This window comes from Chryseobacterium sp. 22543 (assembly GCF_052044565.1).
Classification (GTDB): domain Bacteria; phylum Bacteroidota; class Bacteroidia; order Flavobacteriales; family Weeksellaceae; genus Chryseobacterium.
Genome location: NZ_JBQENH010000004.1, coordinates 631,433 through 647,871, shown reverse-complemented (window position 1 = coordinate 647,871; position 16,439 = coordinate 631,433). Strand labels below are relative to the sequence as shown.

The following is a 16,439-nucleotide window of genomic DNA, read 5'->3' as shown; positions in this document are numbered from 1 at the left end:
CATGGCCAGAACCATCAATAAAAAAACATTAGTAACACTGAAAGCCGCTTTTGCTGCTTTTGGTGTTTACTTCTGCATGTACGGCTTCAGAAAACCTTTTACTGTAGCTTCTTTCGAGGGATTTTCCTATTTCGGAGTAGATTATAAGATTCTGATTATTATTGCGCAGGCAGTAGGCTATTTTATTTCAAAATTCATCGGGATCAAATTTATTTCTGAGCTGAAACCACAAAAAAGACTTACTTATCTGTTTGTTTTTATTGCCATTGCAGAGCTTGCCCTGTTAGGATTTGCAGCGGTTCCTGCTCCTTACAATATTATATTTATGTTTATCAACGGGATTCCGTTGGGAATGATCTGGGGAATTGTTTTCTCTTACATCGAAGGGCGAAAAACCACGGAAATCATCGGTCTGTTTTTATGTTCAAGCTTTGTCGTTTCTTCAGGATTTACAAAATCCGCAGGAAAATTTTTAATGGATACGTTCTCCATTTCCGAGTTCTGGATGCCGTTTTCAGCCGGACTTATTTTTATTATTCCATTGATTCTTTTCGGGCTGCTTCTTGAAAGAATTCCCCAACCTTCAGAAGAAGACATTTTGCTTAAAAACAAAAGACAACCGTTGAACGGCAGGGAAAGAAAAGCACTGATCCAACAGTTTTTTGTTCCCATCATGTGTATTATCTTTTTATATATCAGTTTAACGGTTTTAAGAGATTTCAGAGATAATTTCAACCGTGAGATCTGGGACGGACTGCATTTTACTTTTGACAGTTCCATTTTCACTTTAACGGAAATTCCTATTGCGGTGATGGTCCTTTTGATCTTCAGTTTCATGGTCAAAGTAAAGAACAACAAAAAAGCATTTGCCTACTATCACTATATACTTTTCATAGGAATTCTAACAGTAGGGCTTTCTACTTATCTTTTTCAGCAGGGCTCTTTATCTCCTTTTTTATGGATGACGATTTCCGGCTTCGGAATGTATATCTGTTATATTCCTTTTAACGGAATTTACTTTGACCGGATGATTGCCGCTTTTGAAATCAAAGGAAATGTAGGTTTTCTCATTTATATTGTAGATTCATTCGGGTATCTGGGAAGTGTTCTGATTCTTTTGTATAAAAATTTTGGTTCGGCTCAGACTTCATGGTTAAATTTCTATATCAACTTAAATTACATCATCACCGTTACCGTTTTCATTCTTTCGGTGATTGCTTTTCTGGCTTTCAGAAATAAATCAAAGCCAAAATCAAACTCTAATCAATTCATCAATTTCGATACATCGAAAATTTTATAAATTATAATACAATGACAACAAAATTTGATTTAATCGTTGTAGGAGGTGGAATTTTAGGAACATTCCATGCTTATCATGCGCTGAAGAAAAATCTTAAAGTAGCTTTACTGGAAAGAAATTCTGTTCCTCAGGGAGCCACTGTAAGGAACTTCGGACAGGTAGTACCGTCCGGAATGGATCTGAAATGGCAGAATTTCGGAAGAGAAAGTCTCACCATATACAATGAACTTCATACCCAGGCGGATCTTACCATCAGACAAAACGGATCTGTATATATCGCATCCAATGATGAAGAGCTTCAGCTGATTGAAGAGCTTTATGAAATCAACAGAAACAATGATTATGAATCTATTTTATTATCAAAAAATGACTGCGTTAAAAAATATGACGGGCTCCGTTCGGATTATTGTAAAGGAGGTCTGTTTTTCCCTCAGGAACTTTCAGTAGATTCTGCAGATATGATTGTAAAACTTCACAAGCTGCTTCAGGAAAAAATGGGACTGCAGATTTTCTACAATACAACGGTTCTTGAAACCCATGAAGATGATCAGAAATGTACAGCTGTAACTGCAGACAGAATGGAATTCAATGCATCTAAAATCATCATCTGTGGCGGACATGAGTTTAAGACTTTATACCCTAAAGTATTCAATGACAGTGATCTGGAAGTCAGTAAACTTCAGATGCTTCAGACCAAACCGCAGGGGATTTATTCGCTTCAGGGAAATATTCTTACCGGTCTTTCTGTCAGGAGATATGAATCATTCAGCGAATGTCCTTCTTTCCAGAAAATTAAGGCTTTAGAAGACCCGATTTCTTTTGAAAAGAAATACGGAGTTCATATTTTATTCAAACAGGCTCTTGACGGTTCTGTCATCATTGGAGATTCTCATGAGTATGCCGATGCTAAAAATGCGGATGATCTTGGATATGATCTTAATATGGAGATTGATGAATTCATGATTCTTGAGGCTAAAAAAATCATTGATCTTCCCACGTATGATATTCAGAGAAGATGGTTCGGAATTTATTCTCAGTGCAAAACCAAAGATATTTTTGAACACAGCCCATCTGCCAATATTCATATTGTAACGGGTATTGGAGGAAAAGGAATGACAGGAAGCGGTGGCTTCTCAAAATTTAATATTGAAAAAATTTACGCTTAAAATTTAAATGAAAAATATAGAATTATTGGTTCTGGATATGGCCGGAACAACAATTGATGAGGATAATGTAGTGTACAAAACACTTACCAATGCCGTGAATGATTACGGCTATGTGGTAAGTCTGGAAAAGGTATTATCCAGCTGTGCCGGAATGGAAAAACTGGAAGCCATCACAAGTCTTTTAAAAGAAATTAATGGCAATGAAGAGGAGGCTCCCGCAATCTTTGAGAATTTCTCTGATCAGCTTAAAGAGTCTTACAAAAATCTTGAAGTAAAACCCATCACCGGAACGGAAGATTTCCTTCTCAGCATGAAGTCTCAAAACAAAAAAATCGTTCTGAATACGGGATATACATCTGAAATCGCTCATCAGCTTTTGGATAAACTCAACTGGAAAGAAAGTATTCATTTTGATGCTTTAATTACTGCGGATGATGTTTCGGAAAGCCGTCCAAGCCCTGAAATGATTCATCTTGCGATGAAGAAATTCAATATCACTGAAGCACATAAGGTTTTAAAAGCGGGAGATTCTGTTATTGATATTAAAGAGGGCAAAAATGCAGGCTGCGGACTTACGGTAGCCGTTCTTTCCGGAGCTCAGACCCGATCAGAACTTAAAAAAGCATCCCCTGATTATATTCTAAATACAATTTCTGAGGCTGAAGATCTTCTTTAAACACATCTTTTTCAAACTAATTTTTAGTACTTCTTTACACAAATGTTTTCAAGGCAAATCATTGGAAACGTTTGTGTTTTTACCACCCCGTCAAATTTCCAATTTGACAGAGGTTTTCACAAAAGCCAGATAATTTCGCTTTTGTCATTCTGACGAAGGAAGAATTTTATTGATTTACGAAACATTAGATTCTTCACTACATTTCATTTCGTTCAGAATGACATTTTTGAAACAGCCTCCATTTAGTACAATCAATTGAAGATTTTAGAAAACTTTTTTCTGGAGCTTTTTAATTATCAATTAATTAATTTTCAGTTCATAAATATTTACAAATAGTAAACTAATTTTACAATAGTTAAAAATAAATTACTATTTGTAAACTTTTATATTTCAAAAACTCTTTTCCCTATGAAAACAAAACTATTCTCAATGGCTGTTGTAATGAGCTGTTTCCTTGGAGCTCAGACCAAAAAAGTACTTTTTATCGGTATTGACGGTTGCCGTGCAGACGTAATGATGTCTACTCCTACTCCCAACATTCAAAATCTTATCAGTCAGTCGATATATTCTGTCGACGGGCTTTGCGCTGCCACTACCTGGAGCGGAAACGGATGGAGTACGATGCTTACCGGTGTATGGCACACCAAGCATAATGTTCAGGACAATAATTTTACAAGCCCGAACTACGTCAATTATCCTGACTTTTTAACAAGAGCTGAAACTTACAATCCTGGTCTGAGAACTATTTCTCTCGCTCATTGGGCACCCATCAACGATAAAATTATCCAAAACGCTGATGTAAAAACCAATCTGGCAACAGATCTTGCAGTGAAAAATGCTGCTGTAACTGCTTTGCAGAATGATAATCCTGATATTCTCTTTGTAGATTTTGACGATGTAGACCACGCAGGACATTCTTACGGGTTCTCTTCCACCGTTCCTCAATATGTATCTTCTATTAAAACAACAGATACTTACATTGGAGAGATTGTTGCAGCGATGAAAAACAGGCCTTCTTATAACAATGAAGACTGGCTCGTAGTTCTTACTACAGATCATGGTGCGGTAGACAGCTCTCATGGTGGTGGAAATCTTTCTGAAAGAAATATTTTTACAGTATATTCTAATCCGGGATTTACTCCTCAGCAGATCAGCAAAACCGTTCTGGAATCCAATAAAACATTTAATCAGTTGAATTTTCCAGCGGGAACTTATGCAAAACCATCTAACCAAACGCCTTTTAATTTTGGTGCCAATCAGGATTTTACCATTGAATTTTGGGTAAAACCTAATGCAGCCTATTCCAGTGATCCGGTAATGATCAGTAATAAAAACTGGGCTAATGGGAAAAATAAAGGATTTGTTTTCTCAGGATATTCCGGGCAGACATTCAAGATGAATATTGGTGATGGTACCAGCAGAATAGATCTTGTTGGCGGAAAAGTGGAAACCAATAAATGGAAGCATATTGCTGCCAGCTTTGACAGAGACGGCCTTGTAACGCTGTATGAAGATGGTGTTCCGGTAACTTTTGCTAAAATGAATACGATCGGAAATATTGATTCCGGGCTTCCTTTAACTTTAAATCAGGATGGAACAAATACTTATGGAATCAATCTGGCGGCTTCTTATAAAGATGTAAGAATCTGGAAATCGGCTCTTCCTAATGATGTGATTGTGAATTGGGCTAATCAGGATATTACGGCTTCACACCCTTATTATTCTCAATTATTAGCCAACTGGAAATGTAATGGAACTTCAGGAAATACATTGACGGATTCAAGTCCAAATGCTAATAATATGTCAGTAACAGGTTCTCCTACTTATAATACCGGTACGGTTAATAACTTTAAGGTGTATGATTATACTTCAACGACAAGAGAAACAGATCATTTCCCTACTGTATTGAACTGGCTTTGTATTCCGGTTCAGTCTCCATGGGGAATTGACGGCGTGAACAGAATTCCGGTATGTTCCAAAGAAGTATTGGCATCAAAAGAGACGAAGGTCATCGCTGATGATTTTAAAGTATATCCCAATCCTGTTTCAACATTCATCGGAATCCAGTACAAGTCTGAGGATAAGGAAATTAAAGTAGAAATCATCGACAGTAAAGGAGCGATTGTTTCAACATCACATTTACAGTCTTCAAGAGAATATTACGATGAAAAAATAAATATCGGAAATCTTCCGGCAGGAGTGTATTTTATTAAAATCAACGGAAGTAAAAAACCACTGACCCAGACTTTCATCAAGAAATAAAACAGTAAAGCAATTAGATTTAAATTTTGATATTAGAACTCGGATAAAAATATCCTTGTTCTAATATTTTTTCTGTTATATCTTCAAATCCAGCTCCATCTGCACATCTACACGGTCATATCCTGCAGCTACAATAGGTACATGTTTAAACCCAAGCTTTTCATAAAGTTTTATTGCAGGAACCAGCACAGAGTTTGTTTCCAGAACTACTTTTTCAGCATTCAGGCCTCTTGCCAGATCTACTAATGTGGCTCCCAGTAAATATCCTATTTTTTTACCCTGAGCTTTAGGACTTACCGCCATTTTTGACAGCTCAAAAGTAAGAGGTTCCTCTTTCGCTTTCACCAATGCACAAGTTCCTACAGCTTCATTATTTAACAGGGCAAAAACAATATGCCCTCCTTTATTTAAAATATGTTCTTCCGGATTATCCAACAGCTTATAATCACTGGCTTCCATCACAAAGAATGTTTTGATCCACTCTTCATTTAAAGCTTTGAAAGCTCCTTTATACTGAGGTTCATAGGCTACAATTTTTACTTCATTATTATTATCATTCATCGCTATAAGGTTTATTAAATTCTGTTTTTTATCATTTTTCCGAGCTTTTCAAGATCACTTTCCACTCTGTCTGTCCATTCTAATGCATAATTCAGACGCATACAGTTTTGGTACTGATTATATTGTGAAAACATTCTTCCCGGGGCGAAATTTACTTTCTGGCTGACAGCCGCATCATAAAGGTCTTCTGTACAGATTCTCTTATCAAGTTCCAGCCACAGCATAAAACCTCCTTTTGGTTCGGAGATTTTGGTATTGTCCGGAAAATATTCAATCACTGATTTCTGAATTTGAAGATAATTGGCGTAGAGTTTCTTCCTGAACATTCTCAGATGATGGTCGTACCGTCCGTGGGCAAGAAAATCTGAGATTACATCTGAAAATAATGACGGACTGGAAACCGTCTGAACGAGTTTCTGACGGATAATTTTATCTTTAAACTTCCCGGGAGCCACCCATCCCGTCCTAAAACCAGGAGCTAATGTTTTGGAAACAGATCCCACCCACATCACAATTCCTGCTTCATCATAAAATTTACAGGGTTTGGGTCTTCCTGCACCAAAATAGATGTTTCCGTAGACATCATCTTCAATCAGCGGAACATTCTGCTCGGTAAGCATTTTTACCAGTTCTTTTTTATTCTCATCAGGCATCTGGAATCCTAGCGGATTGTTATAGTTTACCACAAAACAACACGCAGACAGCTTTGGAAGCACTTTTTTTAAAGCATCCAGATCTACCCCTGTAATAGGATGAGTAGGAATTTCTACGGCCTTCAACCCTAATAAATGAATGGCCTGAAGAATTCCAAAATAAACCGGGCTTTCCACCGCTACGCAATCTCCCGGCTTAGTAACTGCCATCAGACAATTATATACTCCATTCATTGCTCCGGATGTAATTACCAGGTCATCTTCTGTGATTTTCCCTTCCATTACCATCGCCCATTTTGCTATTTCACGCCGAAGCTGTTCACTTCCCTGTACCGATTCATAATTGACTCCGCTGTCACTTTTCCTCTTCACCACATCAATCATGCATTTTTTCATCTTGGCTACCGGAAGAAGGCTTTTCCCGGGAATTCCCAGAGCAAACTGCGTTACATCAGTACCGGCAATCGTCCCGAATACTTTATCAAAGAGATCCTCAGGCGTATTTTTTCCTTCCGAATGCTTCATTTGAGCTACAGACGGCAGGGCAAGTTTCCGCTGGGAAGTCTGGCTTACATAATATCCGTATTTAGGACGTGATTCTACCAGAGACCTGCTTTCAAGCTCCATATAAGCCTGTTTTATGGTATTCAGACTTACGTTATATAACTTCTGGGCACTTCTCAGCGAAGGCAGCCTGTCTCCAAACTGCAGGGTTTCACTTTTGATCTGCTCTGTGACAGAGTTTGCTATTTTAAGGTACAGAACATCTTTGGGCATTGCATTACGGTTTTAAGTAAATGTACAATTTTATCATGGCTTTATTCAAGATTCAGCCAGCTGACCATTCTTCTTATACTGCTATTCAATTGTTCTGAATCCCTGAAATTAGGGGTACTATTATTTTTAAAATATCTTTCAGCACGGGAAAAGAAATTTCTCTTTTCGGATTCTGTTATTCTGTTTTTATCATAGATTATGAAAGATATTTCATCCTTTTCATTCACAATAAGACTGGCAAATGCAACGGTCTCATTTTTCTTTTTCGCCAACATAAAAGGAAGTCCGAAATTCGGGTCTACTTTCTTTACTTCTTTCATTTGCAGGAAAATCTTTTTCAGTTCAGGCATGTCCGAAATATATGCTTCGGCATACTGAATCTGCTCCTGAGGTTGAACCATCATTTCCATAAGTACTCTTCTTGTTTAACAAAATTATGGAGTCTTTAAGTTTGGATACAGATACAGAACTATACAATATTCTGGGTACAGATTTATACTCGCAGGAATTTGTGATAACGAAAGAAAAACAGTTCCACAAACAGCATAGAAAATTGATATTATAAGGAACTTCATTTGTAGCAGTTTGTATTCTTAAAACAAATTATGCAATCTCTATTCATTCTCTGAAATATTGTGATACCAAATGGTTGCTTATCGTTGAGTTGCACAGAATTGCAAATATTTTTATCAATCATTTATTCGCATTATCTATATTTGCAAAAAATTTTAGACAACATGAGCTTCTTTGGAAGTAATATTAAGAAAATACGACAGGTTAAAGGATTAAGCCAAAAGGCCTTTGCAGACTTGTTTGATTTAAACAGAGGGGTAATAAGTTCTTATGAGGAAGGACGTGCAGAACCAAAAATAGAAACAATACTGAAAGTTGCCAATCATTTTAATCTTAATCTTGATAAATTTCTGACAGAAACCCTGCAGTCAAACCAATTGGGAAGTATTTCAAGCACTGATCAGCTCATGCTTTTCCCGGAATTGACTCATCAGAATGATAAGGAAACGCAAGTAACAACGGAAAATAAGAGTCTCAACACATCAATACTGCAAAAAATATTAGCATCCGTTGATTTGATCTATGAATTTACTATAGAAAAGCATCTATTACCAAAATATCAATACGGAGATGTTATATTTCTGAATAAAGCTGATCTGACAACAGACTCTATTGATAATCTATTAGTTCACATCAATGGAAATCTTCAACATTCAACTGATAATCAATTAACAAACAAAAAAAATAAGGAATACTATAAGGTTGTAGGATATGTTTCTACTACTGAAAAGAATATTTTTGACAGCATCTTTGAAAGACTGGAAAGGCTGGAAAATAAAGGATAGCCCGTCAATCATACAGGAAATAAAAAATCCCTATGCATTTGATTGTATAGGGATTTTTATGAGCTATCATATTTTATTTAAAATCGTTTTCTTCAATACCCTTATTATAATACAATTCCACGAGGTTGGCTTCCTGATTTCCACTTTCAGAAACAAAAGTAGATTGAGTGGCATACCAAAGATCACCGAACTTCTTGTAATCACTTTGTAAAACCGTTGAAAACGTATTCTTTTCTCCATTTTCAACAGTTTCTTCTTTGCTTAGAAAGAATGATTTCACATCATAATACAGATAAGTCACCTTTCCTGTTACATAGGTCGCTTTTATTTTATAATATATCTTATCAGGATTCTCATCAATAAGTTCAATTTTGTACAGTTTAGGATCTATGTAGGCTAATTCATTGATGATATATTTCCTGTCAGCTTTATCTTTGAATTCATCAGGATCAGCCAGTTTTCTCTCACCATTAACCAACTCATATCCTGTTTTCCCATCAAACCAGGATCTGTATACGATCCTTCCCTGATATTCAATCTCAAAACTTCCTTTGTTAGGCACCATTTCTTTTGTGATCCAGTTTACCTTACGGCCGTCCATTACCGTTTCTGATTTGGAATAAAGTGTTTTTATGCTGCTTAAAAGCTTTTTTCCTCCTTCTGCCTGAATGGCTTTTTCAATAATTTCCCGGGCTTTTTTCTCGTTGGTTGTCTGTGAGAATAATTGATGAGAAGCAGTTATCATCGTAACTGCTAAAACGGTATTCAATAATTTCATGGTTGTTTTATTTCTGAAACAAATGTACCAAAAGCAGCCTCAATTTTTTAATTATTTAAAATTATTTGTAATCAAACCCATCTTCGTCTTGGCATTAACAAGTATTTAAAGCTGGAAACAACCGTTAAAGGCATCTTATTAATATATAAAATATGACAAGTTGTGCTTACCAGACATAAAAAATCCCTCCGTAATCAGATTACAGAGGGACTTGTACCCCAGACGGGACTTGAACCCGTACGTCCTTGCGGACACAGGATTTTAAGTCCTGCGTGTCTACCAGTTCCACCACCAGGGCATGGTGTGGAGCGAAAAACGGGATTCGAACCCGCGACCCCAACCTTGGCAAGGTTGTGCTCTACCAGCTGAGCTATTTTCGCATAGTGCGGATGAAGGGACTCGAACCCCCACGCCTCACGGCACCAGATCCTAAGTCTGGCGTGGCTACCAATTACACCACATCCGCTGATTTGCCAATCTGTTTTTACAGATTTCAGCTATATTTCTTACAAATATAAGATTTTTATTTAAAGAGCGCTCTCTATTAAAACAAAAAACCCTCCGTAAGATATTACAGAGGGTCTTGTACCCCAGACGGGACTTGAACCCGTACGTCCTTGCGGACACAGGATTTTAAGTCCTGCGTGTCTACCAGTTCCACCACCAGGGCATGGTGTGGAGCGAAAAACGGGATTCGAACCCGCGACCCCAACCTTGGCAAGGTTGTGCTCTACCAGCTGAGCTATTTTCGCATAGTGCGGATGAAGGGACTCGAACCCCCACGCCTCACGGCACCAGATCCTAAGTCTGGCGTGGCTACCAATTACACCACATCCGCTGGTTTTTTTTATATTGTAAGTTTTAAAGAGCTTGCTTCGTTTTTGTGAGTGCAAATATAGGGCAATTTCCTTTACCACCAAACTTTTCAAGAAAAAAAATTAAAATTTCTACATTTTTTTTTCACGGCACCTTTTATTACATTTCATTTTCTTACTTTTACATCGTTAATATTTACGATATGGAATTACAAGGAACGGTAAAGAAACTTTTTGATGCTCAAACATTTGCGAGCGGGTTTCAAAAAAGAGAAATGGTTATTTTAACTCAAGAACAGTATCCACAGCCTATAAACATAGAATTTTTATCTGATAAAATCAGTTTATTAGATAACCTTAAAGAAGGAGAAAACGTAAAGGTAGGAATCAACATCAGAGGTAGAGAATGGGTTTCTCCTCAAGGTGAAACTAAATACTTCAACTCTATTACAGGGTGGAGAGTAGAGAAAGTTTCTGAAAATGCTTCAGAACCTACTCAGGCAATGTCTCAGCAATCTGCAACTCCAGTTTCAAACGAAAATCCGTTTGCGGGAGACGATGATGATGATTTACCTTTTTAATTAAAGAAAATAAGATCAAATATAAATCCTGCTTTTTGAAGTGGGATTTTTTTTCTAAGCATGGTTCGATTAGACGAAAACGAGATTTCATTTCCTGACCCTGAGCTGTATGACGGTCATGAAGGAGTTGTTGCTTTTGGAGGCGACTTGTCTGTAGAGCGTATCTGGTTTGCTTATCAACTTGGTATCTTCCCCTGGTACAATCCCGGAGAAGAAATTCTATGGTGGTGTCCGGATCCAAGGTTTGTACTTGACCCGGCAGAATTGAAAGTTTCAAAATCAATGAGAAAGATATTAAACAGAAACGTTTTTACTTTTTCAGAGAACAAAAATTTCAGGGAAGTAATCAGGAATTGTCAAAAGACAACCCGAAAAGGGCAGTCCGGGACATGGCTTTCTGATGAATTGATGCATTCTTTTATCCAGCTTCATGAATATGGTCTTGCTAAAAGTATTGAAGTGTGGCAGGATGAAGAGCTTGTGGGTGGCTTTTACGGATTGCAGATTGGCAGTGTTTTTTGTGGAGAAAGCATGTTTGCTAAAGTAAGCAATGCTTCCAAAGCAGGATTTATTCATTTTGTAGAGAGTAACAGAAACAATATTGAATTAATTGATTGTCAATCCCATACAGAGCATCTTGAAAGCCTGGGTGCTAAAATGATTCCTAAAAAAGAATTTCTAAAAATCTTACACGAAAATAATGAACGCGGATAAAGAAAAATGGGTTCTTCTGGTTATCCTGAGTATTATCTGGGGATCTTCCTTTATTTTGATCAAAAAATCTCTCGAGCATTTTAATCCTTATCAGGTAGGATCTTTAAGGGTTCTTATTGCGGGGATTATTTTACTTCCGATTGCGATTTCCAATTACAAGCTCTTCCCAAAAAAGCATTTAAAATGGTTAATTCTGGCTGCTTTTACAGGGAATTTTATTCCTATGTTTTTATTTCCAATAGCAGAAACCGAAGTGAGCAGCAGTATTGCGGGAATCATCAACTCTATGATGCCTATTTTCGTCATTATTGTAGGGGCTTTGGTCTGGAAATTCGAAACAACAAAAAAGCAGATTATAGGGACTTTAATAAGTTTTACCGGGGTTTGCATCCTTGCATTTGGAGGGGGTGACAGCGGAGAATTGAAAATGATTCCAATCCTATTGTTATTATTGGCTACTTTATGTTACGCCATAAGTACAACAACTGTCAAATCAAAGCTTATGGAGGTTTCTTCCACTGTTTTATCAGCTTTTGTATTCTCATTTGTCTTACTATTTCCATCCATTATAGCACTGACCTCCACCGGATTCTTTTCCGAATTCAGTTTTTCGAAAGATAATCTCCTGGGACTTATGTTTGTCGGTCTCTTATCTATCTTCGGAACGGGTCTTGCGATGACAATGAATTATCGTTTGCTGAAAGTTTCTTCTCCCCTTTTTGCTTCCACGGTTACTTTAATAATGCCAATTGTGGCTATTATCTGGGGAATTTTAGATGGTGAAAAACTGACTTATTTACAATTTATAGGGGCCGGAATCATCATTGGAGGGCTTATATTTTTAAGAACAAATCAAAAAAGATAAATCATATTATAAATTAAATTATATTTGACCGATTTAACTTATAACTATGAAAAAACTTCTACTTTGTGGCTCAATAGCCTTATTAACACTTTCGTGTTCTTCTGACGATGACACTCCTTTTGACAACAGTGATCCCTCCAATCAAAGTGTAATTCTTCCTACAAAAATGATCAAGGATGGTATTGTAATGAAAATCAATTACAACGGTACTAAAATCATCAGTATGATTAACAACATTAATCATGGGCAAAGAATTGAATTCACTTATACCGATGAGTATGTTACCGGAATCAAAAATTACGAAAACAATGTTCTTGAAAGCACGGTTGAATATGGATATAATAACGGTCGTATGTCTTCAGCAGTTACTAAAGAATATTCTACTACAGGCACAGTACAGAACACGGTTGCATTTACTTATGTTTATACAAGCAATACAGAAATCAATGTAAAAAGACAAACAAATTCCGGGGCTGCAGGCTCTTCTACAATCAACAGTGTATTTACCTACAACGATGGAAATATGGTAAGCAATGTAGGTTCGGGCACCGGAACAGTAAATGGAAACACTGTTAATTACACAGAAACAGAGACCTACACTTACACGGATAAAAACTATCCTTTTAAAAACGTAAAGGGTTTTGATAAAATCATATTCAATGGAAATGAAAGCAGCGATGGCGTAAGCATGTTGTTTTCAAATATAAAGAACAGCCTAAGCACCTATAAGGGGCAGTTTACCAATACTACAGCCGGCGGAGGAACCGGAACCGGAACAACTTCTCATAAATATACCGCTACATTTAATACCGCAGGTTATCCGTCTGTAGAAGACAGACAGTCTCTTGACAGTAATGGAAACCCTCTCACAAGTGCTCCTGATAAATTCATCTACGAATATAACTATCAATAAAAAAAACCTGCATTTATGCAGGTTTTTCTATTATTTTTTAGATTAATCTAGTTCTTTTTCCTCACTTTAGTAGCTTTAACCTTTTTCACTTCATCTTTAATGAAAGGATATTTTTTCTGCATATCCTTAGCTAAAGACGGATCAAGCTCTAATGCTTTCTGAAGTGATTCTGTTCCTTTATCCTGATCTTTCAAGTTGAAAAAACAATTACTCAACTGATAAAACAGCTCAGCTCTGTGATGTTTTTTTATGGCACTATTCAACACCGTTACCGCATCTTCGTACTCTCCTACCAACATTAAAACTTCTGAATAGGCATACCAGTTGTAGAACCTTGTAGGCTCTGCATCCACCAGCTTTTTAAGACATGAAAGGCTTTCTTCAAACTTCCCTGAGTCAATGAAAAGAAACGCTAATCTTTTTTGGTAATCAAGATTGTTTTCATTCAGCTGGGTAGCTTCTTTAGCATAGTGCAATGCTTCAGACATTCCGCCCATTTCTTCGTAAAGATAAGACTGTTCCATCATTGCAAGATAAAACTGAGGGTCTTCTCTCAATGATTTCTGGAATGCATTTAAAGCTAAAATAGGTTGTTTTAATGCCTTATTGCACAATCCGATTTTATAAAAAGTAAATGCTTTTGTGTATTCCAGCTCCAGCATTTCTTCATAAGTATCGATAGCTTTCTGGTATTGTCCCATAGCTTCATAACAGGCTGATTTGTTAGCATATACTCCTACAGAGCTTGAATTGATTGCCAACAAATAATCGTAGCCTCTTATGGCTTCATCATAATTTTTTCTGTTGAAATAGAATTGTCCGTATTCAAACCAGGCGGTTTCAGAATAAGGGAATTCATCTAAATATTCATTAAGAAAGGCTATAGCCTCCTCGCTCTTATTCAGGTCACTGAAGCACACCATACAGTTTTCCAGCGAATATTCGTCCGTTGGATCTTCTTTCAGTGCTTTTCTGTAATGTTTAAGGGCGTTAAAAGGATCTCCGAGATTCACATATTCATCCGCAATAAAGTTGTGGAGAAAGTTTTCTTCTTCCTCTAATGTCAAAGCTTTTTTACAAATTTCAATGGATTTTCTGGGATTTCCTAAGCTCGAATAATATTTGGCGTAACAAACCAAAAAGTCTGTGTTCTCCATAGAAGCACCTTTCAGCTCGTTGATAAGTTCTTTCGCCATATTATACTCTTCCCACTCCAAAAGGATCTCAAGCCTTTTGATCTTGATATCCAATGAATTGGGATGAAGCTTCAGTCCATAATTAACCGCCATATCAGCGTAATTAAAATCACCAAGCTCCAAATAATAAACAATAATGTCTTCCAACTCTTCTGTATCAAAGTAGAATTCGTCATTGTTTTCCATCATTTCCTCGAACTTTTTTACAAGTTCATTTCCAAAATACTCTTCCAATAGTGTCCTCTTTGTCGGCCTGATGTCTGAATTTGCTTACAAACCTCGGCAAACGGTTAGTTAATAATACATCTGAAACTGATATTCAAATATTTATGCAAAGTTGCAACTTTTTTTTGAATTTTCCATTTCATAAATTTCTATTATAAAAATAGTAAAAAAAGAAAACCGATAAAAGGATTGTGGATAAAAAAATGGAAATTGGGGTTAAATTCTTATGACCAGGCGTTTTCCGCTTTGTATCTCAGCATTCCACACGGCTTCGATATTTTTAATATCAACCTCTTCTGTTTCCATTTTAATTTTTCCTTCAACAGCTGCCTGGTACATTTCCGGAATAATTTCTGAAAACAGAAGTGCAGATTCTTCTTTTGTCCAGCTGCCCAATCCCGATCCTGAAATCTGAATATCAGTTCCTCTGAGAATCTGTGAAGAAAGCTGAACGGTATCTCCGCTCATTCCTCCTATTGTTACCAGTTTTGTTTTATGGGAAAAAGTTCCGTATCCCTTAAAGGCGGACAATATCATTTCTACGGAATGGCCCCAGATATAATCCAAAATAATATCTATAGGTGTTTCCTGATGAACTTCTTTTATTTTTTGTTTAAAATCATGATCGTCCAGTTTGAGTGAAATTACCTCATCAGCGCCCAACTCAAGTAAAGACTCCAGAGATTTTTCATTTCTACCGGTAACGATAACTCTACCAGCTCCATATATTTTGGCGATCTGAACAGCAATTCTGCCTGTAATTCCTGTTGCTCCATTAATCAGGACCGTATTTCCCGGTTGCAACCCTGCCTTGAATTTCAAAGCCATCGCTGATCCCATAACAGCATTGGGTAGTGCTGCTGCTAACGAAAAATCCAGTTCTTCAGGAATCGGAATGATCATTTTTTCATCTGCTGCGGCTTTTTCGGATACGGTTCCTTTCTTGCTGAAAAAATAGACTTTATTTCCGTTTTCAAGATATCCTGCCCCATCTGTTCCAATAATTGTTGGCTGATGCTCCTGATTTTCTGTTGAATAGTGATTCCCTCCCGCTCTGGCTTTGTCAAGGTTTTTAATGGAGGCTGCTTTTACTGAAACCAAAATTTCATTTTCCTGTACTTCAGGCTCCGGGAAATCTGCATATTGAGGGATACTTCCTTTTTCAAATACTACTGCTGCTTTCATTCTTTAATTTTTATACAAAATTATGAGGGATGAATGCTGTGGAACGATAACATTTGTTATGAGATTTGGATTTTGGGAAAGGAAGTTTATAACCCTGATAATAGAATTAAAAACGCAGAGGACGCTAAGAAAAACATAATATTGTTATTATTATTTGTCCGCAAGGGCACTTCGTTCAGCAAATAACAATCAACCTCGCTGAGAGGAACGCCTTTGCGAACATTTCCAACAATGCATATTATTCTTGCGAACGTTGCGTTAAAAAAGAATATATGACATTTAGAGATTGAAACACAGAGGACGCTAGGATAACATAATATTGTTATTATTATTTCGCAAGGGTACTTCGTTCAGCAAACAACAATCAACCTCGCTGAGAGGAACGCCTTTGCGAACATTTCCAACAATGCATAT

The 16,439-nt window shown here is 36.9% G+C and carries 15 protein-coding genes and 6 tRNA genes; 9 read left to right on the top strand and 12 right to left on the bottom strand.

Annotated elements, in window-relative coordinates; genetic code table 11:
* The first annotated feature begins 1 nt into the window (after position 1).
* The 4 genes from ACTJIP_RS17470 to ACTJIP_RS17455 all read left to right on the top strand — a co-directional run bounded on the left by ACTJIP_RS17470 (position 2) and on the right by ACTJIP_RS17455 (position 5,404).
* On the top strand, positions 2 to 1,300 hold the full coding sequence (locus ACTJIP_RS17470; protein ID WP_180564840.1) for a DUF5690 family protein: 1,299 nt from the start codon (positions 2 to 4) through the stop codon (positions 1,298 to 1,300).
* 11 nt (positions 1,301 to 1,311) lie between these two features.
* Positions 1,312 to 2,466, top strand: coding sequence for a TIGR03364 family FAD-dependent oxidoreductase (locus tag ACTJIP_RS17465; RefSeq protein WP_077413177.1), 1,155 nt, complete (start codon positions 1,312 to 1,314; stop codon positions 2,464 to 2,466).
* 7 nt (positions 2,467 to 2,473) lie between these two features.
* Positions 2,474 to 3,142, top strand: coding sequence for an HAD-IA family hydrolase (locus ACTJIP_RS17460; RefSeq protein ID WP_428168375.1), 669 nt, complete (start codon positions 2,474 to 2,476; stop codon positions 3,140 to 3,142).
* A 408-nt stretch (positions 3,143 to 3,550) separates the two neighbouring features.
* Positions 3,551 to 5,404 carry an alkaline phosphatase family protein gene (locus ACTJIP_RS17455; protein ID WP_440704881.1) on the top strand — a complete coding sequence of 618 codons (1,854 nt, stop codon included), beginning with the start codon at positions 3,551 to 3,553 and terminating at the stop codon, positions 5,402 to 5,404.
* A 75-nt stretch (positions 5,405 to 5,479) separates the two neighbouring features.
* On the opposite strand, the gene ACTJIP_RS17450 is transcribed toward ACTJIP_RS17455, so the two are convergent.
* From ACTJIP_RS17450 to ACTJIP_RS17440, 3 genes are read right to left on the bottom strand one after another with little or no spacing between them, the layout of a single operon-like run.
* Positions 5,480 to 5,965 (bottom strand): GNAT family N-acetyltransferase, encoded by a 486-nt coding sequence (locus tag ACTJIP_RS17450; protein ID WP_077413180.1) that lies wholly within the window; start codon positions 5,963 to 5,965, stop codon positions 5,480 to 5,482.
* A gap of 14 nt (positions 5,966 to 5,979) precedes the next feature.
* Positions 5,980 to 7,395 (bottom strand): aminotransferase-like domain-containing protein, encoded by a 1,416-nt coding sequence (locus tag ACTJIP_RS17445; protein WP_077413181.1) that lies wholly within the window; start codon positions 7,393 to 7,395, stop codon positions 5,980 to 5,982.
* Positions 7,396 to 7,436: 41 nt separating this feature from the next.
* A complete protein-coding gene (locus ACTJIP_RS17440) occupies positions 7,437 to 7,805 on the bottom strand; it encodes a hypothetical protein (RefSeq protein ID WP_180564842.1) in 369 nt (122 codons plus the stop codon).
* 327 nt (positions 7,806 to 8,132) lie between these two features.
* Here ACTJIP_RS17440 and ACTJIP_RS17435 point away from each other — a divergent pair, with 327 nt between their 5' ends.
* Complete coding sequence (locus tag ACTJIP_RS17435; protein ID WP_440704880.1) at positions 8,133 to 8,753, top strand: helix-turn-helix domain-containing protein; 621 nt, start codon at positions 8,133 to 8,135, stop codon at positions 8,751 to 8,753.
* Between the two features lie 73 nt (positions 8,754 to 8,826).
* Here the strand turns inward: ACTJIP_RS17435 and ACTJIP_RS17430 are convergent, their stop codons facing one another.
* From ACTJIP_RS17430 to ACTJIP_RS17400, 7 genes are all read right to left on the bottom strand, one after another.
* Positions 8,827 to 9,531 carry a hypothetical protein gene (locus tag ACTJIP_RS17430; RefSeq protein WP_440704879.1) on the bottom strand — a complete coding sequence of 235 codons (705 nt, stop codon included), beginning with the start codon at positions 9,529 to 9,531 and terminating at the stop codon, positions 8,827 to 8,829.
* A 214-nt stretch (positions 9,532 to 9,745) separates the two neighbouring features.
* A tRNA-Leu gene (locus ACTJIP_RS17425) sits at positions 9,746 to 9,829 on the bottom strand.
* A gap of 6 nt (positions 9,830 to 9,835) precedes the next feature.
* A tRNA-Gly gene (locus ACTJIP_RS17420) sits at positions 9,836 to 9,911 on the bottom strand.
* Between the two features lie 4 nt (positions 9,912 to 9,915).
* Positions 9,916 to 9,997 (bottom strand) — tRNA-Leu (locus tag ACTJIP_RS17415).
* 120 nt (positions 9,998 to 10,117) lie between these two features.
* Positions 10,118 to 10,201, bottom strand: a tRNA-Leu gene (locus tag ACTJIP_RS17410).
* 6 nt (positions 10,202 to 10,207) lie between these two features.
* Positions 10,208 to 10,283, bottom strand: a tRNA-Gly gene (locus ACTJIP_RS17405).
* Between the two features lie 4 nt (positions 10,284 to 10,287).
* Positions 10,288 to 10,369 (bottom strand) — tRNA-Leu (locus tag ACTJIP_RS17400).
* Between the two features lie 180 nt (positions 10,370 to 10,549).
* Here ACTJIP_RS17400 and ACTJIP_RS17395 point away from each other — a divergent pair.
* The 4 genes from ACTJIP_RS17395 to ACTJIP_RS17380 are packed head-to-tail and all read left to right on the top strand — an operon-like array spanning position 10,550 to position 13,419.
* Positions 10,550 to 10,927, top strand: a complete 378-nt coding sequence (locus tag ACTJIP_RS17395) for a DUF3127 domain-containing protein (protein WP_047380715.1) — start codon at positions 10,550 to 10,552, stop codon at positions 10,925 to 10,927.
* Between the two features lie 60 nt (positions 10,928 to 10,987).
* Entirely contained in the window at positions 10,988 to 11,641 is a 654-nt protein-coding gene (gene aat, locus ACTJIP_RS17390) for a leucyl/phenylalanyl-tRNA--protein transferase (protein ID WP_219071966.1), read from the top strand.
* Positions 11,628 to 12,506 carry a DMT family transporter gene (locus tag ACTJIP_RS17385; protein ID WP_077413186.1) on the top strand — a complete coding sequence of 293 codons (879 nt, stop codon included), beginning with the start codon at positions 11,628 to 11,630 and terminating at the stop codon, positions 12,504 to 12,506. Before aat ends, ACTJIP_RS17385 begins: the two co-directional genes overlap by 14 nt.
* A 46-nt stretch (positions 12,507 to 12,552) precedes the next feature.
* Complete coding sequence (locus ACTJIP_RS17380) at positions 12,553 to 13,419, top strand: hypothetical protein (protein ID WP_219071967.1); 867 nt, start codon at positions 12,553 to 12,555, stop codon at positions 13,417 to 13,419.
* Between the two features lie 47 nt (positions 13,420 to 13,466).
* Here the strand turns inward: ACTJIP_RS17380 and ACTJIP_RS17375 are convergent, their stop codons facing one another.
* Both ACTJIP_RS17375 and ACTJIP_RS17370 read right to left on the bottom strand, forming a co-directional pair.
* Positions 13,467 to 14,849, bottom strand: coding sequence for a tetratricopeptide repeat protein (locus ACTJIP_RS17375; RefSeq protein WP_077413188.1), 1,383 nt, complete (start codon positions 14,847 to 14,849; stop codon positions 13,467 to 13,469).
* Positions 14,850 to 15,056: 207 nt separating this feature from the next.
* Entirely contained in the window at positions 15,057 to 16,025 is a 969-nt protein-coding gene (locus ACTJIP_RS17370; RefSeq protein WP_440704878.1) for a quinone oxidoreductase family protein, read from the bottom strand.
* Between the last annotated feature and the right edge of the window lie 414 nt (positions 16,026 to 16,439).